The sequence below is a fragment of the Desulfosporosinus burensis genome (assembly GCF_054657535.1).
In genome coordinates, this window is sequence record NZ_BAAHYN010000013.1 from 73,501 (window position 1) to 94,142 (window position 20,642).

General features: G+C 38.5%; 24 protein-coding genes and 2 pseudogenes. 10 read left to right on the plus strand and 16 right to left on the minus strand.

The genetic code is table 11. The annotated features are described in order from the left end of the window. Nucleotides 1–280: 280 nt before the first annotated feature. The 3 genes and pseudogenes from ACYQ3Q_RS21255 to ACYQ3Q_RS21265 all read right to left on the minus strand — a co-directional run bounded on the left by ACYQ3Q_RS21255 (nt 281) and on the right by ACYQ3Q_RS21265 (nt 4,849). A complete protein-coding gene (locus ACYQ3Q_RS21255) occupies nt 281–2,257 on the minus strand; it encodes a sigma-54-dependent Fis family transcriptional regulator (protein WP_459930500.1) in 1,977 nt (658 codons plus the stop codon). Between the two features lie 473 nt (nt 2,258–2,730). Then, the gene (locus ACYQ3Q_RS21260) at nt 2,731–3,546 is read right to left on the minus strand and encodes a methyl-accepting chemotaxis protein (protein ID WP_459930501.1); all 816 of its coding nucleotides are present in this window, start codon (nt 3,544–3,546) and stop codon (nt 2,731–2,733) included. A 378-nt stretch (nt 3,547–3,924) separates the two neighbouring features. Next, nucleotides 3,925–4,849, minus strand: a pseudogene (locus ACYQ3Q_RS21265) (arginine deiminase family protein). A 228-nt stretch (nt 4,850–5,077) separates the two neighbouring features. On the opposite strand from ACYQ3Q_RS21265, the gene ACYQ3Q_RS21270 reads away from it, so the two are divergent. From ACYQ3Q_RS21270 to ACYQ3Q_RS21290, 5 genes are all read left to right on the plus strand, one after another. After that, nucleotides 5,078–5,308, plus strand: coding sequence for a hypothetical protein (locus ACYQ3Q_RS21270; protein ID WP_459930502.1), 231 nt, complete (start codon nt 5,078–5,080; stop codon nt 5,306–5,308). A 151-nt stretch (nt 5,309–5,459) separates the two neighbouring features. Beyond that, nucleotides 5,460–5,870: an oligopeptide/dipeptide ABC transporter ATP-binding protein gene (locus ACYQ3Q_RS21275; protein WP_459930503.1), complete on the plus strand. Its 411-nt coding sequence runs from the start codon at nt 5,460–5,462 to the stop codon at nt 5,868–5,870. Beyond that, complete coding sequence (locus tag ACYQ3Q_RS21280) at nt 5,867–6,649, plus strand: ATP-binding cassette domain-containing protein (protein ID WP_459930504.1); 783 nt, start codon at nt 5,867–5,869, stop codon at nt 6,647–6,649. Before ACYQ3Q_RS21275 ends, ACYQ3Q_RS21280 begins: the two co-directional genes overlap by 4 nt. A gap of 365 nt (nt 6,650–7,014) precedes the next feature. Beyond that, entirely contained in the window at nt 7,015–7,215 is a 201-nt protein-coding gene (locus ACYQ3Q_RS21285) for a hypothetical protein (RefSeq protein WP_459930505.1), read from the plus strand. A 236-nt stretch (nt 7,216–7,451) separates the two neighbouring features. Further along, nucleotides 7,452–7,697 carry a hypothetical protein gene (locus ACYQ3Q_RS21290; RefSeq protein ID WP_459930506.1) on the plus strand — a complete coding sequence of 82 codons (246 nt, stop codon included), beginning with the start codon at nt 7,452–7,454 and terminating at the stop codon, nt 7,695–7,697. A 99-nt stretch (nt 7,698–7,796) separates the two neighbouring features. On the opposite strand, the gene ACYQ3Q_RS21295 is transcribed toward ACYQ3Q_RS21290, so the two are convergent. The 5 genes from ACYQ3Q_RS21295 to ACYQ3Q_RS21315 form a co-directional block, all read right to left on the minus strand. Then, nucleotides 7,797–8,609 carry an RMD1 family protein gene (locus ACYQ3Q_RS21295; protein WP_459930507.1) on the minus strand — a complete coding sequence of 271 codons (813 nt, stop codon included), beginning with the start codon at nt 8,607–8,609 and terminating at the stop codon, nt 7,797–7,799. A 13-nt stretch (nt 8,610–8,622) separates the two neighbouring features. Further along, a complete protein-coding gene (locus tag ACYQ3Q_RS21300; protein WP_459930508.1) occupies nt 8,623–9,447 on the minus strand; it encodes an RMD1 family protein in 825 nt (274 codons plus the stop codon). Between the two features lie 240 nt (nt 9,448–9,687). Continuing rightward, on the minus strand, nt 9,688–10,104 hold the full coding sequence (gene hepT / locus ACYQ3Q_RS21305; RefSeq protein WP_459930509.1) for a type VII toxin-antitoxin system HepT family RNase toxin: 417 nt from the start codon (nt 10,102–10,104) through the stop codon (nt 9,688–9,690). Next, nucleotides 10,094–10,516, minus strand: a complete 423-nt coding sequence (gene mntA, locus ACYQ3Q_RS21310; protein ID WP_459930510.1) for a type VII toxin-antitoxin system MntA family adenylyltransferase antitoxin — start codon at nt 10,514–10,516, stop codon at nt 10,094–10,096. The genes hepT and mntA overlap by 11 nt, the downstream gene beginning before the upstream one ends. A 265-nt stretch (nt 10,517–10,781) precedes the next feature. Beyond that, the gene (locus tag ACYQ3Q_RS21315) at nt 10,782–10,919 is read right to left on the minus strand and encodes a hypothetical protein (protein ID WP_459930511.1); all 138 of its coding nucleotides are present in this window, start codon (nt 10,917–10,919) and stop codon (nt 10,782–10,784) included. Nucleotides 10,920–11,380: 461 nt separating this feature from the next. On the opposite strand from ACYQ3Q_RS21315, the gene ACYQ3Q_RS21320 reads away from it, so the two are divergent. After that, on the plus strand, nt 11,381–12,271 hold the full coding sequence (locus ACYQ3Q_RS21320; RefSeq protein ID WP_459930512.1) for a metallophosphoesterase: 891 nt from the start codon (nt 11,381–11,383) through the stop codon (nt 12,269–12,271). Nucleotides 12,272–12,282: 11 nt separating this feature from the next. Here ACYQ3Q_RS21320 and ACYQ3Q_RS21325 read toward each other — a convergent pair whose 3' ends face one another. Beyond that, nucleotides 12,283–12,456 (minus strand): DUF6933 domain-containing protein, encoded by a 174-nt coding sequence (locus ACYQ3Q_RS21325; protein ID WP_459930513.1) that lies wholly within the window; start codon nt 12,454–12,456, stop codon nt 12,283–12,285. Between the two features lie 304 nt (nt 12,457–12,760). On the opposite strand from ACYQ3Q_RS21325, the gene ACYQ3Q_RS21330 reads away from it, so the two are divergent. After that, the gene (locus tag ACYQ3Q_RS21330) at nt 12,761–13,384 is read left to right on the plus strand and encodes a hypothetical protein (protein WP_459930514.1); all 624 of its coding nucleotides are present in this window, start codon (nt 12,761–12,763) and stop codon (nt 13,382–13,384) included. Between the two features lie 127 nt (nt 13,385–13,511). Here the strand turns inward: ACYQ3Q_RS21330 and ACYQ3Q_RS21335 are convergent, their stop codons facing one another. Both ACYQ3Q_RS21335 and ACYQ3Q_RS21340 read right to left on the minus strand, forming a co-directional pair. After that, a complete protein-coding gene (locus ACYQ3Q_RS21335; RefSeq protein ID WP_459930610.1) occupies nt 13,512–13,706 on the minus strand; it encodes an amino acid synthesis family protein in 195 nt (64 codons plus the stop codon). Between the two features lie 69 nt (nt 13,707–13,775). After that, nucleotides 13,776–15,293: a polysaccharide deacetylase family protein gene (locus ACYQ3Q_RS21340; protein WP_459930515.1), complete on the minus strand. Its 1,518-nt coding sequence runs from the start codon at nt 15,291–15,293 to the stop codon at nt 13,776–13,778. Between the two features lie 364 nt (nt 15,294–15,657). Between ACYQ3Q_RS21340 and ACYQ3Q_RS21345 the strand changes: the two genes are divergently transcribed. After that, on the plus strand, nt 15,658–16,512 hold the full coding sequence (locus ACYQ3Q_RS21345; RefSeq protein ID WP_459930516.1) for a patatin-like phospholipase family protein: 855 nt from the start codon (nt 15,658–15,660) through the stop codon (nt 16,510–16,512). Between the two features lie 121 nt (nt 16,513–16,633). Here the strand turns inward: ACYQ3Q_RS21345 and ACYQ3Q_RS21350 are convergent, their stop codons facing one another. The 5 genes from ACYQ3Q_RS21350 to ACYQ3Q_RS21370 all read right to left on the minus strand — a co-directional run bounded on the left by ACYQ3Q_RS21350 (nt 16,634) and on the right by ACYQ3Q_RS21370 (nt 18,878). Continuing rightward, nucleotides 16,634–16,816 (minus strand): ribonuclease toxin HepT-like protein, encoded by a 183-nt coding sequence (locus tag ACYQ3Q_RS21350; protein WP_459930611.1) that lies wholly within the window; start codon nt 16,814–16,816, stop codon nt 16,634–16,636. 304 nt (nt 16,817–17,120) lie between these two features. Then, nucleotides 17,121–17,264: a hypothetical protein gene (locus tag ACYQ3Q_RS21355; RefSeq protein ID WP_459930517.1), complete on the minus strand. Its 144-nt coding sequence runs from the start codon at nt 17,262–17,264 to the stop codon at nt 17,121–17,123. Nucleotides 17,265–17,450: 186 nt separating this feature from the next. Further along, nucleotides 17,451–17,774, minus strand: a complete 324-nt coding sequence (locus tag ACYQ3Q_RS21360) for a GNAT family N-acetyltransferase (RefSeq protein WP_459930518.1) — start codon at nt 17,772–17,774, stop codon at nt 17,451–17,453. A 480-nt stretch (nt 17,775–18,254) separates the two neighbouring features. Further along, nucleotides 18,255–18,428 (minus strand): Spo0E family sporulation regulatory protein-aspartic acid phosphatase, encoded by a 174-nt coding sequence (locus tag ACYQ3Q_RS21365; protein ID WP_459930519.1) that lies wholly within the window; start codon nt 18,426–18,428, stop codon nt 18,255–18,257. A 249-nt stretch (nt 18,429–18,677) separates the two neighbouring features. Continuing rightward, the gene (locus tag ACYQ3Q_RS21370; protein WP_459930520.1) at nt 18,678–18,878 is read right to left on the minus strand and encodes a helix-turn-helix domain-containing protein; all 201 of its coding nucleotides are present in this window, start codon (nt 18,876–18,878) and stop codon (nt 18,678–18,680) included. Nucleotides 18,879–19,036: 158 nt separating this feature from the next. On the opposite strand from ACYQ3Q_RS21370, the gene ACYQ3Q_RS21375 reads away from it, so the two are divergent. Next, nucleotides 19,037–19,603 carry a helix-turn-helix domain-containing protein gene (locus ACYQ3Q_RS21375; RefSeq protein WP_459930521.1) on the plus strand — a complete coding sequence of 189 codons (567 nt, stop codon included), beginning with the start codon at nt 19,037–19,039 and terminating at the stop codon, nt 19,601–19,603. 320 nt (nt 19,604–19,923) lie between these two features. Continuing rightward, nucleotides 19,924–20,622 (plus strand): annotated as a pseudogene (locus tag ACYQ3Q_RS21380) (class I SAM-dependent methyltransferase). Nucleotides 20,623–20,642: the final 20 nt, after the last annotated feature.

The following is a 20,642-nucleotide window of genomic DNA, read 5'->3' on the forward strand; positions in this document are numbered from 1 at the left end:
AAAGTGAAAGCACCTGCTAACAGATGAAATACAATAATTGCAAGAACTATGCCACAATGTAATTAGCTTAAAAGACCTGTATTCAGTTTGTTTTTACGGTCAAAGAACTACTTCTCCTATTAAAATAAATGTAGCGAATTGCTACAGTGTTGTCATTCGCTACACTACATATATTAGGTCGTCAAAATAAAAAAGGCCCTCCACTTCTGGAAAGACCTTTGAGTTACGAAACTTCATAATAATATGATTGAAGATTATTTTTCTTAGAAAGAGTAGGTTATTAATGTTTCAAGTCATATTTTATTAATTTTCGATAAAGCGTAGTTCGTGCAATACATAGTTTATTAGCAATTCTAGTAATATTACCAGCATATTCAATCATTAGATCAGAAATTAATTCCTTTTCTAGTTCTTCTATAGAACTATGTGAAACGCTATTTTGCACTTTTGAATATGTTAATTCATTGGGGAGAGAAGTCACTAATAACTTTGGTCCTTGGCATATGTTCATGGACCTCTCTAGAATATTATATAATTCTCTAACATTACCTGGCCAGTCATACTCAGCAAAACAATCATATATGCTATCATCTAGTTCACAAGCATTCTTTTCCGATTGTAAATTGAATTTTCGAATAAAATTTTGACATAAAAGAGGTATATCATCTTTGTGTTCACGTAAAGGTAAAAGACTAATAGAAATAACATTTAACCTATAATATAGATCCATTCTGAAGTTTCCTTTTTCTATTTCCCTAGCCAAATCTTTATTTGTTGCAGCGATCACTCTTACGTTAACTGGAATTGATTCTCGGCCTCCGATTCTCATAACTGATTTGTTCTCGATAACTCTCAATAAAATGGTCTGTAATTCTAATGGCATTTCACCAATCTCATCTAGGAATAGAGTTCCACCATCTGCCATTTCAAATTTGCCAGGGTTACCACCACGCTTTGCACCTGTAAAAGCCCCGTCTACATAGCCAAATAGTTCACTGCTAATTAATTCTCGAGGTATTGCACCGCAATTTATTGCAACAAAAGGTCCATTCGAACTTTGACTAGCATTATGAATGGCTTGAGCAAAAACATCTTTTCCTGTGCCGCTTTCTCCTAGTAATAAGATATTTGAGAGACTAAAAGATGCATTTTTGGCTAATTTTACGGTCGTAAGAAACTTTTCGTTTTCCCCAAGTATATCTTTGAAAGTCAGTTTAGCTTCTAAGCCTGACATTCTTTGAACCAACTTTCGTGTTCTGTTAATTTCATTAAAGACTATAACTGTTCCTTCCGTTCCACTAGGAAGACCTTCAATTTTTCTAGTGGAAATAATTGCTTTCTTAATCTTCCCATTACTAGTAATGTCTACTTCTTGATCCGTTAAGCCTAACAGATCATTTCTATTCTCCTTAAAATAGGATGGTTTGAGATATGTTTTAATATCTCTTCCAATGATTTCATCCCTGTTATCTTGAAGCATCTTATTAGCATAGCTATTTATATGGGTAATCACTCCGAATTCATTGACTGCTATCACTCCTTGTGAGATTGACTCCACTATACCATTCATATAGTTATTAGCTAAATGATATTTTGCCCAAGCATGCTTTGATTCCAACTGGTTATCAATCCCATGTGCTGCTGCAACCACCATACCTAGTGTATGAGAATGAGCCTTTTCAAAATCTCCTGTCATATCCAAGACTCCAATGATATTTCCTTCTGTGTCATGAATCGGAGCAGCAGAACAAGTTGAACGGTGGGAACAGATACAGAAATGTTCATAACTAATGACCTGTATAGGCTGATCAAGTTTTATTGCGAGACCAACAGCATTTGTGCCAGCACTTTCTTCGCTCCAATCTGCTCCAATAATAAAGTTCCCTTTAGACATAGAGTTGGCTACTTCTTGATCGCCAATAATTTTTAAGATAATCCCTTTATTGTCAGTTAGCGTCACAATAAATCCAGAACCAGCTACAAACTTATATAGATTCTCCATTACTGGTAGGCTAAACTCGATTAAGTCTCTATTCAAATTCTCATGATTCATAATTTCTTGTTCTGTTAAAACGCGATTAACTTTTTTCTGAAAAGGACTTATCCCGTTTTTATCACTATTATGCCAAGAGTCTAAAATAATTTGGCGTATTTTACCATCATTTACCGATTGCCCCTCAATAAAGTTTTTCCACGAATCCTGCAATGTTGCATAAAAGGCTTGTTTTTCGAACTCAATTCCTTGATTATTTTTCAAAACAATTTTCTCCCTCTAGCATCCAAGGCCAGTTTTCTAAGAGGTCTTTCGTTATTGCAAGAGTATCTGTCTTATTACAATGCTACGGTTTCTGTGGGAGACCTTTCAAATACTTTAATTCGGCATTATTCTGTTAAATCCTTCTTGTTTGAATTATTTCAAATTTTTAGAATAATCTAATGCTCATTCTGTCCGCTTCTTTATCAACAATTGCTTGACGACATTCGCTTATGATAGACCTAAGCTTTTCCGGTATCTGTCAAGATCATTCAATAGCCAGTTGGTCCAAAAAATAGTTCAAAAAAATACAAGAAAGCCTGACCTCACCAATATCCCTACGACCCGTTTAAGTAGACATTTCCCGGCGGGTGGGACGCCATTCCCTTTTATCCACGGATTTGTAATAAATGGCTTTTTCTCTATCATAGAACCTATTCCCTAGAATTTGGCTGACGTTTCCAGTCCTTCTTCCATTATATGACATTACCCAATTTAACGAGCCTTTCAGCCATACGTGATATTTGATTTAATGCTTGGGTAAGCTCTGTTACTCCTATAGCTTGGGATTCACTGACGACGGCCAGTTGACTGACATAGTCAACCAAACGACTAACAGAGGAGTGCACTTCAAGGACATCTTGTTCGATTGTTATAGCTGAGTTTTTTGTGTGGTCTGCAAGTTTTCTAATTTCATCAGCGACAACTCCAAACCCCCGACCACTTTCTCCCGCACAAGCAGATTCAATAGCAGCATTTATCCCTAAAATGTTACTTTGTTGTGATATTTTTTTTATGGCCATCGCTATGTCAGCAACATGAACTATATCCCTTTGAACGTGTAATGTCTCATCATCCATCGTTTTAGCGGTCGCAGATAGCTCTTGGCTTTGTGCAGAAAGGTTTTCAGCAGAAGCATAGATTTCTTCGACTGATGATAGAATTTCTTCTCCAATTTCCAATAGAGCATTGTATTTTTCGGTTGATATTACGATGGTAATTACTCCAACAAATTTACCGTCATCTTTAATCGGGCTACTAATAGCAATATAGGGGATTGAAAATCGAGATTTTGCTTTGGAAATATGCTCAATTGTTCTTTCGCAAGATTGTAAAACTTTATCTGTAACTGTACCCTTTAAAACAGGATGTCCTATTTGTATTCCTAGATCAAGCCTAGGATTATTATAAGCGGCTAAAATATTTTCATGATTGGCAACAAAGACAGAAATATCTTGGTCGTACAATTCTTGCAAAATCGGTGTAATTAATATTACATGTTCGATCTTCATGAAAAACCTCCAATTATTATTATTTTATTCAAGGACCGTTTAGCTCATTGAGCATTCGCTAGTTCGTTGGCTATTAATTCCCTTAGCACTTTTAGTTTTGCAGAAATGCATCAAGTGCAAGAACCATGCCACAACTTAGAAAAGCAGTTAATTCAAGAGAAAGCCTGTATCTAGTATATTATAGGTCTAAGAACTACTTCACCGAATAAAAATAAATGCAGCGAAATGCTACAGTGTTGTCATTCGCTACACTACATATATTGACGTCAAATTAAAAAGGGCATTCCATTCATCTGGAAAGCCGCCTCTCATTTCAAAACTTCATTCCTCAATTTTGTTAACCGGAGTCGTTCAGCCGAGTGGAGTAGATCCTTATATTTAGGCACGCCAAAGTCTTAAGGTCAGGCAACGAAGACTCCCACCTCCGCCTAATAGGGCATCGGGATGAAATTCAATGATTTGGACGCCACGTTGCAGCAACCTCTTTTTAGTCTGATCGTTGAGGGCGATATCGTAGTGGATAAGAATCTTGGGCTCCAGTGGAACAAAGCTGCAACCCCAATTTTGCTGCTCTTCGTCATTTATCTCCAAGAGTTCTATATTTCTCTTACCTAAAAAAGTCTTTAGGTCAATTTCAATCCGCTTCTCTCTGCGAATCAAATAAGTTCTGAGAAATGCCGGAGGAAAATACAGGGCTAAATCTTCACTGATCCTGTTAAAAATCATATCCGCATGCATAAACCTTCGTGCCTGTGGCGCCTCGATATAAATTACTTCCTCGAAACTATCTAAGGCTTTAGCAAAAACCGTTCGATTGTGCTGGGTTTATGCCGTTCAGTATCCACGATAATTAAAGTATTAGGGGACAAAATTAAGCAGCCTTCAAACTGTTCATCGGTTCAAATTCATGCAAGATAGGTATGCCGATATTTGTGAGAACTTCCTTAACGACCTGTTCCTCCCCCGCCCTGGTGCCTGGACACATTTCAGATAAAATAGCCCCTTTACTCGTGATGACGGCTATGTCATGAAGATAAGGCAAATTCGGGAGTTTAGCTAACAAGTCCTTTGTCTGGTGTACAAAGTTTCTAACGAATAGCACCTCAACATCGTGTGCCTGTAACAATTGAGCATACTGTTCATGCTCCATTAAATACTGGTCCACCTTTGGAACATTATTAAATAAATGATACTTGTAGTTTGATTGAGTGATGGTTGAGAGCGATTCGATAGGGTCATGAAGTAAGACGTTCTTTAATCTTGCTAGTTTTTCAGTTCCAAACCTTGGTTTTGTCCCGCTCATTTTCTACATCCTATCTAATGGTTTTCTTGACCCTATTATTTGTTTTTGGCACTGATTAAATACTGACACTTTACACCCCGGGTTTATCCCGGGTTTATCCCGGGTTTTTCTTTTTGAAAACTATCGGGTAAATTCTCGATACAATGCTGCACTTTCTGGAAATCATGACATTTCAAATCTCCTCCAAAAGATATATAATAAATTATAATTATGAAAGAAGGTAGAACTATGTCGGTTTCATTGGTATTTGAGAATAACAAAATCGAGTTTCGATATGTTTCAGATCAAAACAAAATCTTTATTTTTGATTTGAAGAATGATAAAGCGTTACCAACTTATTTATTACCTGCTAAATCTACAGAACTTGATAAGAGTACTTTTATTGACATTTGCCTAAATATTCGTAAGCAAATTGACAAAGGCAGACATACCCTTAAACAGAGTAAGGACACAATTTAGTAAATCTTAACTCTCCCTCAATTCCTGGGTTTACATTTGGGACAATACTTGATCTACCTCTCTTTAGAAATATGCCACTTAACGTCGCATACTCTACACTTTCAACGGCTCTAATATATGGCTTCATAACTTCTTTGACTTTAAAGCTTCCTTGCAAAAAAAAGTGTTGGCCCTGCTCACAGACACCAACCAAAAATACGGTACCGCTATAATCATCATTACGCACGACTTCGCTGTCGTAAAGTATATCTGTGATCGGGTGGTCGTGATGTACGGCGGACTCGTAATGGAGATAGGAACGGTCCAAGACGTTTTAGATCACCCCTTACATCCCTATACTCGAGAATTGCTCAAGTGTGTCAACTCGCTGCACAACCATGACGAAAGGTTGTATACCCTAGAGGGGCGGGCGCTTAGCCCTATTGAGTATACAGGGGGTTGTGTTTTTTACACCAGATGTCTTAACAAGACCAGCCAATGTCAAAGCGAAATGCCCCCACTACTAAATCGCACGGGTGGTCGTCAAGTGAGATGTCATAATGCTGGGAGTGAACTTGCATGAAGGACAAGATACTAGTGGAGGTTAAAGGAGTTGCCAAGCACTTTGTGATTAAGCAACGATTATTTGCCCCTAAAACTGAGATTAAAGCAGTGGACGATGTTAGTTTTTGCATCTACCAAGGGGAAACTCTCGGTTTGATTGGAGAAAGTGGCAGCGGCAAAACCACCGTTGGAAATTTGATTTTGCGCTTGCTGGAGTGCGATACAGGCAAGATAACGTTTGGAGGACAAGATATAACTCGGTTCCCGCAAAGCTCCCTGCGAAGCCTGCGCAAGGATATTCAGGTTATCTTTCAACACTCCCAAGAAACCCTTGATCCTAAAATGACCATCTTCGAGCTCCTCGTTGAACCTCTCAAGTTACATGATATTGTTGCTCCTCATGAATTTGAGCGAGAAGTTAACAAACTTTTGCACATGGTGGACCTCGGCGAGGGAGAAAAACATAAGTTTCCCTTTCAACTGAGCGGCGGACAAAAGCAACGGGTGGGAATTGCAAGAGCTGTAGCCTCCCGACCCAGGTTTATCGTCTGTGATGAACCGGTATCTGCTTTAGATGTCTCCATACAGGGACAAATATTAAATTTGTTGCTGGATTTGAAGCGTGAGCTGCAGTTGACCTATCTATTCATTTCACATGACTTGAAGGTTGTGAAGTATTTATGTGATCGGATTGCGGTTATGCATAACGGAAAAGTTGTGGAAATTGGGGAGACTGAGCAGGTAATTAGTGCACCAACGGATCACTATACACGCGAATTGGTGAACTCGATGCTTTAAGGCGCGTAATAACCCCATTCACTTGCCTAAGTTTTGATGCATTTTTGATATTCCTGTAACTCTGCTATTGTCTTGAAGAAACACCAGGTTTCAATATGAAATTTAAGAACCTTACTAAACTACCAACAAATTGGACGGGTTGTCTTGCTATCAATAAAACCTATTATGGCAATTTGGATTTTCTCTAGATTTGGGTTTCCTATAATGGTAGACTTTTAATGAGGAAGAAAGCTAATCCAGTCGCTAGCATGTTTGTTGTCCCTAGTGAAAACATTCACGTCTATTAAGGTGAGAATTGGCTTATTCCTTATCCCATGAGCGGTATGTTAACTAGTTGTTGTTTTGGAGAAAGGAGAGGGTGAATTATGATAGAAGCCAAAAGAAAGTTCTTCTTCCGTAACGAATGCTTATTCGAAGCCGGAGATCGTGTAGAGACTGGTAATCACTGCACTGGAATAGTTGTACGTGTTGATCGTGATGAAATCGGTGTCTTTATTGTTGTAAAGTTAGATGTTATGCTTGGTGAATTTGCATACAACCCCAGCGAACTGGAAAAACTCCAGTAATTAATTTTCAACATTCAATTTGAAGAATTGGTTAGGGTCAGTTATTTCTGAACTCTGATATTACAATTATGCCAATCATGTTAATAGACTACTCAGAATATTGGAACTTTGTGATATTAGGTACTAATTGCTTAAATCAGTTCTATACTATATTAGAAGACTAAAAAAGGCGATTCATAGACGTACTGCTGCCCTGACTGAAACTGTTCAATTAAAAGAAATAGGAGGGATACAATATGTTAGCAAGAGAATTTAATGAAATTAGTCAACTTGACGAGACAATCAATTTAGTTATGGGAGTATCCTATGGTAGTGAAGGCATAGTACCATGTCATAGCGGGTGTGATAATAATTGTTGCATTAGCGATTCAGGTGACGTTCTATGTGGAGGGTATATGGAACATTCAGAAGTGACAGAGACAGTAACTGGTGCTAAATTATATGTCGTTAAATGTCACAATACAGTGGAATTCAACCTTTAAAGACACACATTTTTATCTAATGAACCACTATGAAGCCGTTTCTTAGCCAGAGTTTAGGAAATCCTTCCTCGAAAAAGAGTATATCCCTACGCCAGATTATTAAGACAGGATGTGCAGCAGCGGAAAGCTAGCAAGAAGCAATATTTCAAATAGCAGAAGTCTCCTTTCTGATTGTTTAGTTCCAAAGCTTAAATATTCTCCCGTTATTGAGTCCAAAATTTCCCACTGATTTGATAAAACAGCATATCTTTCATTAAGCTCAAAATACTCACTCATCCTGTCAAATATTTGTCTTAATTCAAGGGTTCTGCTAAACTCTGAGGGTCTATCAAGAAGCCTTACGCTTTCAATGCTCCTGTATTTAAACCGGATGCTTTTGGCAAGGGTTGAAGACACCTTTTTGGTATTTGCCCATAGAAATCCCTTATTAAGTTGACTTATGAAATTTCCCGCCTCATCTAAAACCTCGGAAAGCTCGGTTTCAATCTTGTAAAGCTCGGTAGACTTTGCTAAAACTGCGGCTGCTATATCATCCACTTGTTGGTGATAATCAAATATTGCCTCGTCGCCTTCCCACAAGTTTACATGCACGCCGCTCGAGAGGATCATCTCATGGGTCTCATTAAATTTAGAAAGCAATTTATAATCTAAGTCAACGAACAGTGTCCCCAAATACTCTAGAAAAATAGAGATCTCGTCTTGATTGAAGTTTAAGAAGGTAATACATCCATATTTATATAAGTACACTGCCTTGTTTGCTGAAGCATATTTTAGGATCTTTTCAACTTCCGTCCCGTTAAGTTTAAGATATTCCTTCCAGCCTACGTCCTTCCTAAGATTAATAAATGAGGCTATCCGCACGAGAGGCAGTCTTGTTGCAACTTTATAGGTATTAAGGATTATTCTTTCCATATTACACCTGTCTTTACCTGATTAATTCAAGCACCATAAGCACTACTTCAATAACAATCAGCAGAACAATCACCCATTCAACAAACAATCCGCGTATGGAATGGCTTATGGTAGCAAACCCGTCAATGATACTTTTCAGGATTTCAGTCTTGCTTTTTATCACCTCGTACCGGTCATTTAGCTCAAAAAACTCTGACATCTTTTCGTAAAAATTTGCTGCATCACTGTTAGTCCAGGTAATGTCAGGTTTGTCAAGAATCATGATATACGCAATAGTATTGTACTCATGCCTAACAATTCTTGAAGTTGTCTTAGCAAGTTCTTTATTCCCGATATTCAATTTGCCCTTCTCCAGTCTATCAATTTTGCTTTCAAGATCATCAAGAATTTTGCTCAGCTGCTCTTCTATCCTTTCAAGTGCTACAGACTTAGCAATCACGATGGATATTAATTCTGGGTAAAACAACTCCATATTTGGAATCTGAACATAGCGATCCGTAAAATCAATTTCTTCACCTTCAACCGGATGAAGTACATAATCTTCCTGAAACCTGTCATAACGTCCGATATCGATATCTGGCTTTATTGCTTTCAGATAGCGCATCAGGGTTTCAGTATGCTGCTTGGTCGAGTTAATAAAAACAATACTTCCAAAAGAAAAAACTAGGATCTTTTCATCGTTCTCAGGTTCCTCTCCAATAATTATTCTAAGCACCTCATCCTGAAGAAGAAGAGGCTCCTCCCAGGTATACTTTTTCCTGATCTTACATTCTACGGCAATCTTATTAAGATCAATTTCATTTGTCACTGCATAGGCTTTAAACTTTAAGTCATTCATATGATTCCCTTAACTTTCTGTTTAATATCAAGCGACAATAAGTAGTTCTTTATAGTATATACAGTAAAAACATTTTTCTATTACTTTTCCTACATCTGAACAGTTACTCGATGTAAAGATAGTTAAACGATCGTTAACTATCTGAATTTTTCCAACAAAAAAACCCTCAGAAAATCTTAAGACTTCCCAGGGTGTCCTTCACATTCAACAAAATCCTCTAATAACATCCTCTGCGCTGGGTTAAAAAAATTTGCTCATTACAGCCTGTATAAAATCTTTAATATCATCAAGGTCTTCCTGTAAAATCCGATAGATCTCAGAGTCCTCAACCTCTTGGTAAAGGTGCACAATTCGATTACGGAACTTCACCATTTGCACAAGCGAGAGTTCCTTATCCTTACCCAATACCCCATGCTTTGTTAATAGCTTGACTGCTTCTACAGATGTACTAGGGATTCCCCAGCGCTCTCTTGCCACTACATGATTAGCGACATCTATTAAGGCTTCAATACAAACTTGGAGATTATACTTCGCCGCGTCAACTGTCTGAAAACTAGCTAAAAAGTCATGACTTTCCATAAGCTTTAACGTCTCTAAATTACGCAACTTTAAATCTATGAAAGAAAGTTTTCGCTGTATAATATCCTTATCCACCATGACTGTATTCCTCCTTAAGAGCCAGCTCGTAATCTCGAGCGAATATAGCATACTTAACAGCATAGTCCGGATAGGTCTTTATTACACATTCAATAAAATCGCTATGATTAACATAGTCTCCTTCGTAGACAAGTATGCCTTCCTGGAGTGCGCGAAACTGTAAAGCAATAGGAGCACGATTCAGATTTACCAAATCTATTCGATCATGACCAATATGAAGACTTAAGTCTCCATCTAGCTCCAATTCTTCCGATAGTGTAACTGGGCGAGTAAAAACTACTCCCAAATCGATATCACTCTGCGGCCGTTCAAACTCGGTCCCAAGTGATCCAAATAAATAAACAGCAGCTATCTCAAATCGGGTCTGAAAAAACTCTTTCCAAGATTGTAGCTCTACGGGCACCTTTCGCATAGACATTACCCCCTTGTCCCATTATATCATGCCAAATGCATATAAAAAAGGCATATGGTAATTTTTTACTAAATTCTTAATAGACCCTTGTTAAAGAGCACAAGAGTACGAATTGGTTAACAACCACACTCTAAACGTTGTACTTTATCTTTAACCTCTGGAATATCTAAACTGAATACTCACCATTATTCCTTGAATTTGCTTGTTAATTAAAATACCAAAAGGAGAGCTATCTGCTCTCCTTTTAGTATTTTAATGGAATCGATTAACGACTTTTCCCATTATTTTCAGCCGCATCGTCTTTTACTGCATTATAAGCGCGTTCCAACCTTGAATACTTATCTTTAAGTTGTGCTAATTCACTGGCTAAAGCTTCTCTTGTGGCTTCATCTTTATGGCTCAAATAAAACGCCTTCCTAATATATTTACCATACCAGTATTTCCTGCATTTGATGAATTATGTTGAGCTTAGTGGTTTATGGGCGTCCGTCTATATATTTCTTGGTCTAACAGTATGATCTGGCAAAATGAATTAGTGGAAAGAAAATCTAAAAAGCCGTCGTTCCTTCAACTTGTTTATAAACTATGTACCCAAAAGCTACAGGGGCAATAATCATAGTTATCAGCTTACATTTTTACATAGATAATCATATAAATTATAATGCAAATCCATATATAAGCAAAGTTCGATTACACACTAACAAGAGCGAGGCCTGCCCTAGCGGACAAACACTGGCTCTTGTTAGTCAAAACAACCATAAGTGGTTGTTTTTTATTTGCCCGTTTGGAACTCACCCTTCTTCTATAAATCAAATATATTGAGTTAATAGATCTTCCGCTTTTCAATTTTAGAGGAGGGTTAAAATGAATAATCTTAAACGTATTTCTAAAGTTTTTCAATCAGCAGAAGAAATCCCCTTTGACGACTCCTCCAGAATTATTCTAATGAGTGACGTCCATCGAGGTGATGGAGGCTGGGCAGATGATTTTTCAAAGAATCAAAATCTATATTTTGCTGCGTTAACCCATTACTATAATGAAGATTACACTTATATAGAGATTGGTGATGGCGATGAACTTTGGAAAAATAAAAAACTTTCCGAAGTAAGATACGTGCATAGTCATGCTTTTTGGCTTCTTTCAAAATTTTTCAAGGAAGGTAGACTTTATTCAATTTTTGGAAACCATGATATGGTAAAGAGAGACCATGAATTCGTGAAAAACAACATGTACCAGTACTTTGATGAACAGGAGAAAAAGTATATCCCTTTATTCGAGAATATAAAGGTGCATGAGGGGCTAGTTTTAAAGCATAAGCTGACCAACCAAAAAATCCTCTTGATCCACGGGCATCAAGTAAGTTTCATAGATTATGAAATGTGGAAGTTAAGTAGATTTCTAGTTCGGTATTTATGGCGACCTCTTGAGTCATTTGGCGTCAATGACCCTACCAGTACAGCCAAGAATTATGATAAAAAAGATGCGGTAGAAAAACAACTTATTGAGTGGGTAACACGGGAAAAGCATATGCTTATTGCTGGTCATACTCATAGACCTAGGTTTCCTCAAGTAGGTGAACCTCCATACTTTAATGACGGGAGTAGTGTCCATCCTCGTTGTATTACGGGAATTGAAATTACAGATGGTAATATTACACTCGTCAAATGGGACGTTAAAACAAAGATTGACGGCACCTTGTTCATAGGCAGAGAAATACTGGTAGGACCGAGAAAATTAAAGGCTTACCTATATTGAAAAATCATTATCTACGCAAAATGTTTTCTAACCTTTCGATTGCTGTCGTTTACTGCGACAACTGTCTTTCTACGATTCACAGTGATTAGATGCACGCTCCAACAAAAAAGATCGTGAACTTCAGTTCCACTTTCAGGCACTATCCCCATCTCATCCTTTAGTTTTTTTGTACAGCATATTTGCATTTATTTTCCTCCATAGTTAGTTCAGGAACAAGGTACCTGTTCCCTCGTCTCCCGAGGAACCAGGGTCAGTGCCGAGCAGTAGAAGCGCCAGCCCAACAAAATAGGACAGCCCCGGATAGGATTAACATAGTTTGCGTAATAAATGGTATAATTAACAGAAGATCCGAAATACGGAAGGCGGTGGGCAAATATTAAAGATTATAAAAGCAACCAGACAATTGGTATTGCCTTATTGATTAGCTCTGCTATCGTTTATTTGCTGCAGATATTACTTTTTCGTAATCCTCATGAAACGTTTTTTCTAATGGCTCAGGATATGGCTTTTCTTCCCGTGGAAGTTGTCTTGATTTCCTTTATTTTAGAAAAGTACTTAAACAGACGAGAACAACAAGAAAAATTTAGAAAGATGCAGGTTGTGATCAGCGCTTTTTATTCAGATGTTGGATCCCAGTTAATTCAAAACTTTTCACGTTTTAATACGAACTATGAGATACTCAAAGAGGAATTTAGTTTTGAACAAGACTTAATTCATCATGAAAAGGAAAGAATACTTAATCTCGTGTGTGACTTTGATTATGCAATAGATAGCCGGGCCGGGGATTTATTGAATCTAAAAAATTTCCTTATAACTACAAAACCTAATATTTTGCGGATGTTTGAAAATCCGAATCTCATGGAACATGATAATTTCACAGATATGCTATGGTCCGTTTATCATGTGTTGGATGAACTCGAAAACAGAAACAGCTTTACCGAGCTTCCGGCAAACGACATGAATCATCTTTCTTTAGATATAAAACGAGCGTATCAACTTGTCATTAAAGAATGGGTTGAGTATATGATTCATGTTAAGAAGGAATATCCTTACCTCTATTCTTTGGCTATCCGCAAGAATCCATTCTCTGACAATGAAATTATTTTTAAATAAATTTTGCGTCAAAAAATCTGATTCTTTCTTATGATGGGAATTATAACAGGCCTTAACTCAAGATTTCTGAGCTAAGGCCTGTATTCTACACGGTGAAGAGTTTCACGCAGAATAGCGGAATCCAATTTCACTCTGCCGTTTCCCCCTGAGTAGCCAGTTCATCATGCAAGGAACCAATGCGTGGATGAGCGCGTCCCGATAATGCAACAGCGCAAGCAATGACGATCTCATCGGCTCTAGGTGCATCTGGAATCCTAAATTCAAAACTCATATGATGAGAGCGAATCTTAGCATCCATTTTATGTTTAATAGCCAGATCGATGGACGCTCCTCCTTAGTTCAATTCTTATGCAACTATAAACCATGAAAACACTACAGGTTGGAGTTTGTACTAAGACCCAGCCTTTAACGGAGGCCGAACTGGGTCTATGACAGACTTGGCATCAAAAAGATTCTTCAGAATTGCTGCCTGGTTATAAAGTGCGATCCCGTCAATATGCCTCCTGTCCATCATCACATAGTCGGTAGTAGCTTTCAGATAGGGAGTGGGTCCCACCGAATAGAGAAAATTGAACCCTTGATCGAGCAGGAACTGGAATTTGGGATTCCCAGGCAACACCGAACTACCAAAAGGATAAACATAGATATTGGTTGAGCCGATAAGCGATCCCACTTCTTTTTTCCAACGTAATGTGTCTTTCTCTAGACTTTCATAAGACTCCGCCCGGGCATCCAGATGGCTGTAACCGTGCGAGGCAAACGTCCAGCCGGTTTCTTTAAGTCGTTCTATAATCGTTAGGGCAGTCTGCCGTTCTTCCGGATAGGAAGGGGAATCCATTTTATTGGTATTATAACCTAAAATCCCGTAATAACCGGTCAAGGCTAGAATTCCTTTGGCTCCCTGGAAGGAAAAGTCGGGATGCTCAGCGACAAAGGCATCGATAATCGGGATAATCTCGTTATCATGGGAGATGACGTTCTCTCCGCTCGGAGATACGGAATATGTCGCCACATTGCCATCAGAATCGAGAATGAGTTTGCTGATCGTCCCATTCGTTGATTTGTAATCCGGATAATTAACATCATCAACTGACAGGATGAGCGGTTTCTTGTTGGGAGGAAGCTTTAGCTCTTTGGGCACCAAGACCGTTTTCCCGTCCTTTACTTTCTCTTCATACAAAGCATTTTCATTAATCAAACTATAATTGTTGGCATAGATTTGGTTGAGAATCTTTTTAAATTCACTTACCGTCACAAAATACTGATTAAATCCATTGGAATCTGCATCTCCATCAAAGGTCAGATACGGATAAGCCAAGAGCGGATGGAAAAAAATATGCTCAATCGGTCCATTATAAGTAACCAAACTTTTCTCCGCTTCCTGAGCTTGCTGATACTTCAGTAGATCGCTTTTTATTTGTGCATCATCCGGGTAATAGGCTGATATACTGGTCAGGAGTCTTATCGCTTCCTGATTATTACCCTGTTTGCTTAAGACCCCTGCTTTGCCCAGATAATGGGGGTGCATTTCTGTTGTCGATTTCTTGATCTGATCCTGGGCTGTCTGATAATCTTCATTTTTTGAGGTTATTTTTTTATAGAATTCTATAGCCTGTAAATAATCCTTATCAGCATAGGCTGTATTCCCCTTAAGATAACTTTCCCGTTCAGCCTCATCCTGGATCGCACGGGCCGCATCTTCAATTTGCTGATTTATAATGGCTTGCTGGCGCTTTTGCTCCTGTAACTGCTGAGCATACAGTTCTGTCTGCGCACGGATTTGTTTCTGTGTTTCGTATTGGTTATACAAGATTGGCGCAGTAAAACCTGTTAAGAGAACAAATCCCAGCAGAGCTACGATAATTGTCTTATGTGCAGAAAGATTCAGGTTTGGTTGCAAGATGATCATTCCTTTTGCTCATAATGAATCTTCAATATTTCTCGATATTAGTATAAAATTCGCCATATAATCGTCATCTCCTGTTATACAGAGCAAATAATAGGCCTTTCAACAAGTACCAAAAAAGCGCGAATACATCTCAGCTATTGGCTGGAGATGTGTCACCCAATTACTTGCAGTGTGCTTTCATCACACTCTATCGCTCTTAATAGCTCCTTGCTAAGAAATTTACATTAACCCTCTCAGAGTATAAAATACTTAAAACGGCTTCATTTTGACAAGTCACTTTAGATGCAGTAAATATAACCTTATTTATGTAAGGTTATATGTTTCTCCAGCCTCTTAGAGGGGCATAAAATAGTGGGGTGTTCATATGAAAAATGTAGGGCTCGTGCTTGAAGGCGGCGGCATGAGGGGACTCTATACCTGTGGTGTCTTAGAGTATTTTATGGAAAACGATTTATATTTCAATTATGTGATAGGAGTATCCGCCGGAGCATGCAATGCAGCTTCATATATTTCGAGACAACAGGGAAGAAATGAAAAGGTCATTATTGGGTTCATAAAGGACAGGCGTTACATGAGTATAAGAAATTTGATCTTGGGCAAATCATACTTTGGTATGGATTTCATTTTTGATGAGATTCCCAATAAACATGTTATGTTTGACTTTAAGACCTTTTATGAATCCCCTGGTATTTTTTTGGTCGGAACAACGGATTGTCAATCTGGTGAACCGTTGTATCTACATAAAGACGATTTAGGAGTGCAATTCCAAGCTTTAAGGGCGTCGGCTTCTCTGCCCATGTTATCGCCGATCGTGAACTATAAGGGTTATGAACTATTAGATGGTGGAATTTCCGATGCCATACCGATTAAAAAATCCATTAAAGACGGCAATACCAAGAATATAATTGTATTAACCAGGAACAAAGGCTATCGAAAGCGTCCCGGTAAATTCAACGCTCTACTTAAACTGAACTATAGAAAGTACCCCCACTTAATTGAAACCATGCTAAACCGTTATAAGAATTACAATGAAACATTGGATTATATTGAACAGCTTGAAAGCGAAGACAAGGTCGTTGTTATTAGACCTTCAATAGAATTAGAGGTTGGTCGCTTAGAAAAAGATCCAAAAAAACTTCGTAGACTGCTTCACCAAGGATACGAGGATACTAAACGTTCCTATGAAAGAATCATGGAATTTGTTTCTGAAACCATATAATGAGTGAAACTTGCTCAATTGAATTGCATCTTTTCATAGAAAAGGGACCAATCTCTTGGCGAAACCCGAACAAAAGCTCTCGGCACTGTACCGAGAGCTAAATTTTTTACAAACGGCTCTTTTACCTATCCTCTTTGCTTACCTTTATTACTGGATATCGATCGTTAGTTGCATGTGCCATTTGCTTAATAAGTTCACTATGCCAGTGATTACCGCTAGGGAACTTGCCATCTATATTTTTCCCAATTATTTTAAAAATGTTCTCTATTCCATTATAGAAGGAATGTAAGATTGAGCCTAGGATCCAAGTTGATCAAATCAACGGGACGACTTAATGTAGTTAATAATTGCCCTAACAAAGAAAAATATTTATCGGGTGAACATCCTTTAATTGCTATATCAATGTCAGAATCCTCATTATAGCTATAATCCAAGACAAGGCTGGGTAGAAGATATTATGGGCCTCTATAAAGCAGCATTCTAGAGCTACGTCAGTTTTGCCGGGCTAAACACTTTACTCAGAATGATACGATGGCAATGGAAATTATTTACCTCTAATCCCTCAGCAAGTACCCCACATGTTCGCTTCGTGCAGAAAACAGGGATATTCAGTGTCTTTTAAAATTTCTACCCATCTGACGGATATTAAACTTTGCACGTTTGAGACTTCTTTCATACAGTTCATCCAAGGTACTTTGTTGCCCATAATATTCGTTGTGGCGCAACTTGGCATTCGCGGCAGTGGAAACCATAGTCGGCAACACCTCCTTTCGAGGTTAGCCTCTTTTAGTCTCACCAACACCAACTTTTCATTTTACACTCGTCAATAATTCCATTTTTGCCCTTAACTTCCCATACTATTCATTAGATATTTTGCTCTTTCCCAGAGTCATTTGGGCTAACTGATGAATAGGGGCTAGTGTAGCTGTTTCTTGTCGTTAATATTTTCCGTCAATCTTGCATGCCACAGCTTGATCACTCGTATCCTTGGAAAGGATATCCTGATACTGTTTCTCATGCCGCTTTAACCAAATATTAGCATATGAACACGTGGCCGTAGTTTTTAACTGTTCTTTCCTAAAATACTCAGCCACAACTTCCATCATCTTCGCAGCTACACCCTTACCTCTCAAAACAGGATTAACATAGGTATGATCTATATCCATCTCGCCATTTTCTTTACGAATGAAAGTAGCCTCACACATCAATTCACCTTTTTCATCGGTACTATAAATACGTCCATTTTCATAGTTCCAATTCATGTCTTTCCTCCTCTTATCAACAGAATCAAAGAACAATCCCCAGACCTTTAACGAAGTTATAACTACCCTAATATTACCTTTTTTGTCTTTGACATGCCAGTTAATATTCACCAAAATAACATTCCCTATGCGTAAAGGTAAAAATCAAACCTTTACCGTCTTCTTCATCACAAACCCCGGCAACGGCTCCTTCATCTTTCAAACAATGCTGATCGGTGCTGAACCATAGTGATTCTCAGCTAGGTAGAGAACTCCTTCTCGGAAAGAGAGCTCCTCTTTTGTTTCTCATAAACTAGAAATAGGTTTTAACAGAGTTTAGACTGTTGAACCTATTTCTAGTTGTAAATTTTCTCTTACCCAGTGTCTGTTCAGATGTAGTTCATCTGCTATTATTAAGCATGTGTTGGAAAATCCTAATGACAAGACTTATATTTCCTGCCGTTACTTCACGGTTCGATGCTTTTCAAAAAAGATGATACCCTAACCCTTCTCCGCTTTATTCATTAGCATCTCTTGATACCTGTCTAAAACATCATCCAACTCTTGACTTGCAGCTACAACTACCGGATCCGTATAAGCTCTTCCCTCTTTTGTCTTAATCACGTTCAGGCGTAATTCTTCAATTCGCTTTATTAATTCGTTGATCTCAGACATACTATCCTCCGCTAATTTTTATTTGGGGATTAGTGCGCCCAAAAAAATCAAGTCCCCGGCAATACCGAGGACTCTATATTATGTCTTATGGTTGAAAGAAGAATAAACAAATAGGGGTAGAGCTTATGACAGCCCTCCTCCAATATTTTTTTACGTTCTTCATCATTAACCCCAGTTCATCCTATACCCGGTTATTTAGATGAGGTTTTAGTTTAATACTATGAGAACCTTCACTTTGATACATAATTCTCATGATTTATAAAAAATAGTCCAATCAAACATTAAAACGTTGCTAAGTCTTTTAGCAGTTTTAACACCAGGGTTTTTGTTGCCTGACTCTATTTCTGCATAATATGATCTACTTATTCCTGCTTTATTTGCAACTTGTTGCTGTGTTAAATCCCCCCGATATTTTATTAGCCACAGCCTCGTCTTGCCAAATTCAGCCACAATTCCCCCCCTTTATTCCGTTGCGTAACGCGACTTAAATTTATCTTAATAATACAGTCGCAATTCGCGACTGTCAATGCTTTTGTTGAGATTCGCGACACTTATTTTAAATGTCGCTTATTGCGACTATACTAGATAGGAGAGGAGGTATGTTTGTAATGTTAGGAAAAAGGCTACTATATCTAAGAAATAAGCTCGCACTCACACAAGAGGAACTAGCAAAAATACTTTGTATGTCCCGAAGTACGTATGCACAGTATGAAGTAGATAGGCGTAAACCTGATTATGATACTCTACAAAGAATTGCGGATTATTTTAAAGTCTCTACTGATTTCTTATTAGGACGGACAGAACATTCTGTAATTGAAGACTGTAATTTTCCAAGCAGGCTAAAGATGATACGTGAACTAAATGGTATCTCACTAAAACAATTAGCCGAAAATCTTAACATATCTCCAACCGACGTATCACAATTTGAAACAGGCGAAAAATATCCCGACCCCTCTACTTTGAAAGTTTTGGCAGAAAGCCTGAGTTGTTCTGTTGACTTTCTTCTCGGACGGATCACTGACCCAAGACCTTATTTACTTGAAAGCCAACAAGGTTACAGTACTTTAGCCGCCCACCGTTCAGACGACCCAATGGAGGACCTGCCAGAAGAAGCGAGAAAATCCCTTGAAGAATTCAAAGAATTTATTCTTAATAAATACCGTAAAGACAATTAGGGCGCGTAGACGTCACTGCATTGTACGCCTTGACCTTTTCGTACGTGGTCCTTGTCCCAGTTATCTTTTTCAATTCAACCTTACATTCTAACCATACTGTCATTACTGGGTCTGCAAGCTTCTTTAATTCATTCCAACTTTTTAAGCATAACTGCTTTTTCGTCTTGGTTATTGTTGCCGACGGTGACCTGATAACCTGCTTTAAGCAAATTCTTGCCTATATTATCGAACTTTAAGGAAAAGTGAAGAAGGAATTAAAAAGCAAAAAGCAGAAAGTTACACATAAAAAATAGGAAATAGGAACACGAGGGTGATTGCGAATGAAGGAAGCACTTTTTGACCACGTTGCTGCACATTATGATTCCTGGTATGATACAGAGCTTGGATCAGTCTCTGATCAAGTTGAACGTCACCTGGCCCAGTCCATGTTTAAGGCACCGGGTCCCAAGGTTCTTGAGATCGGCTGTGGTACCGGACAATATACCAGCTGGCTTGTGCAAGAGGGATATGAGGTCACTGCTGTGGATATTTCCGGTGAAATGATGGCTCTGGCCCAAAAGAAACTAGCGGCCATTGAGGAAAACACCTCTAAAGTTAAGCCTGTTCACTGGTGGCATGCTGATATTACATAAATTCTGGATCAACTGGAAACCTATGATGGGATTTTTTCCATGACCGCCTTTGAATTCGTACCTGAACCGGAAAACGTCTTGCAAAAACTTTTTAATTTTTTAAAGCCCGGGGGCTGTTTGATGATCGGACTCATCGCCGGCATGAGTGCCTGGAGTGAATACTATGCGGAGGCAGCTCGTAACAACCCCACTTCTGTCTTCGCCCGTGCTGCTCTTTATACCAAAGCGGAAATAGGTTCCTGGCAAATCGGTGTACCTGTCGAAATTGGAGAATGTCTTTTCTTCCCACCGAATCTTCAAACAACAGCTGAGGCCCTTTCTCTCGAGGAGAAAAGAGAAGGAAATCCTGGGTTTGTAGTGGCCAAGTGGGTAAAAGGGCTGATGTAATTGCCGAGTCAAGTTCCCCA

Bases quoted from the DNA above. Each gene is read 5' to 3' on its own strand.
- ACYQ3Q_RS21280 (WP_459930504.1), top strand. From the start codon at position 5,867: ATGAAGGACAAGATACTAGTGGAGGTTAAAGGAGTTGCCAAGCACTTT.
- ACYQ3Q_RS21295 (WP_459930507.1), bottom strand. From the start codon at position 8,609: ATGGAAAGAATAATCCTTAATACCTATAAAGTTGCAACAAGACTGCCT.
- ACYQ3Q_RS21320 (WP_459930512.1), top strand. From the start codon at position 11,381: ATGAATAATCTTAAACGTATTTCTAAAGTTTTTCAATCAGCAGAAGAA.
- hepT (WP_459930509.1), bottom strand. From the start codon at position 10,104: ATGGTGGATAAGGATATTATACAGCGAAAACTTTCTTTCATAGATTTA.
- ACYQ3Q_RS21355 (WP_459930517.1), bottom strand. From the start codon at position 17,264: ATGGTTTCCACTGCCGCGAATGCCAAGTTGCGCCACAACGAATATTAT.
- ACYQ3Q_RS21375 (WP_459930521.1), top strand. From the start codon at position 19,037: ATGTTAGGAAAAAGGCTACTATATCTAAGAAATAAGCTCGCACTCACA.
- ACYQ3Q_RS21340 (WP_459930515.1), bottom strand. From the start codon at position 15,293: ATGATCATCTTGCAACCAAACCTGAATCTTTCTGCACATAAGACAATT.
- mntA (WP_459930510.1), bottom strand. From the start codon at position 10,516: ATGCGAAAGGTGCCCGTAGAGCTACAATCTTGGAAAGAGTTTTTTCAG.
- ACYQ3Q_RS21285 (WP_459930505.1), top strand. From the start codon at position 7,015: ATGATAGAAGCCAAAAGAAAGTTCTTCTTCCGTAACGAATGCTTATTC.
- ACYQ3Q_RS21290 (WP_459930506.1), top strand. From the start codon at position 7,452: ATGTTAGCAAGAGAATTTAATGAAATTAGTCAACTTGACGAGACAATC.
- ACYQ3Q_RS21260 (WP_459930501.1), bottom strand. From the start codon at position 3,546: ATGAAGATCGAACATGTAATATTAATTACACCGATTTTGCAAGAATTG.
- ACYQ3Q_RS21300 (WP_459930508.1), bottom strand. From the start codon at position 9,447: ATGAATGACTTAAAGTTTAAAGCCTATGCAGTGACAAATGAAATTGAT.
- ACYQ3Q_RS21330 (WP_459930514.1), top strand. From the start codon at position 12,761: ATGGCTCAGGATATGGCTTTTCTTCCCGTGGAAGTTGTCTTGATTTCC.
- ACYQ3Q_RS21325 (WP_459930513.1), bottom strand. From the start codon at position 12,456: ATGCAAATATGCTGTACAAAAAAACTAAAGGATGAGATGGGGATAGTG.
- ACYQ3Q_RS21270 (WP_459930502.1), top strand. From the start codon at position 5,078: ATGTCGGTTTCATTGGTATTTGAGAATAACAAAATCGAGTTTCGATAT.
- ACYQ3Q_RS21365 (WP_459930519.1), bottom strand. From the start codon at position 18,428: ATGTCTGAGATCAACGAATTAATAAAGCGAATTGAAGAATTACGCCTG.
- ACYQ3Q_RS21360 (WP_459930518.1), bottom strand. From the start codon at position 17,774: ATGAATTGGAACTATGAAAATGGACGTATTTATAGTACCGATGAAAAA.
- ACYQ3Q_RS21345 (WP_459930516.1), top strand. From the start codon at position 15,658: ATGAAAAATGTAGGGCTCGTGCTTGAAGGCGGCGGCATGAGGGGACTC.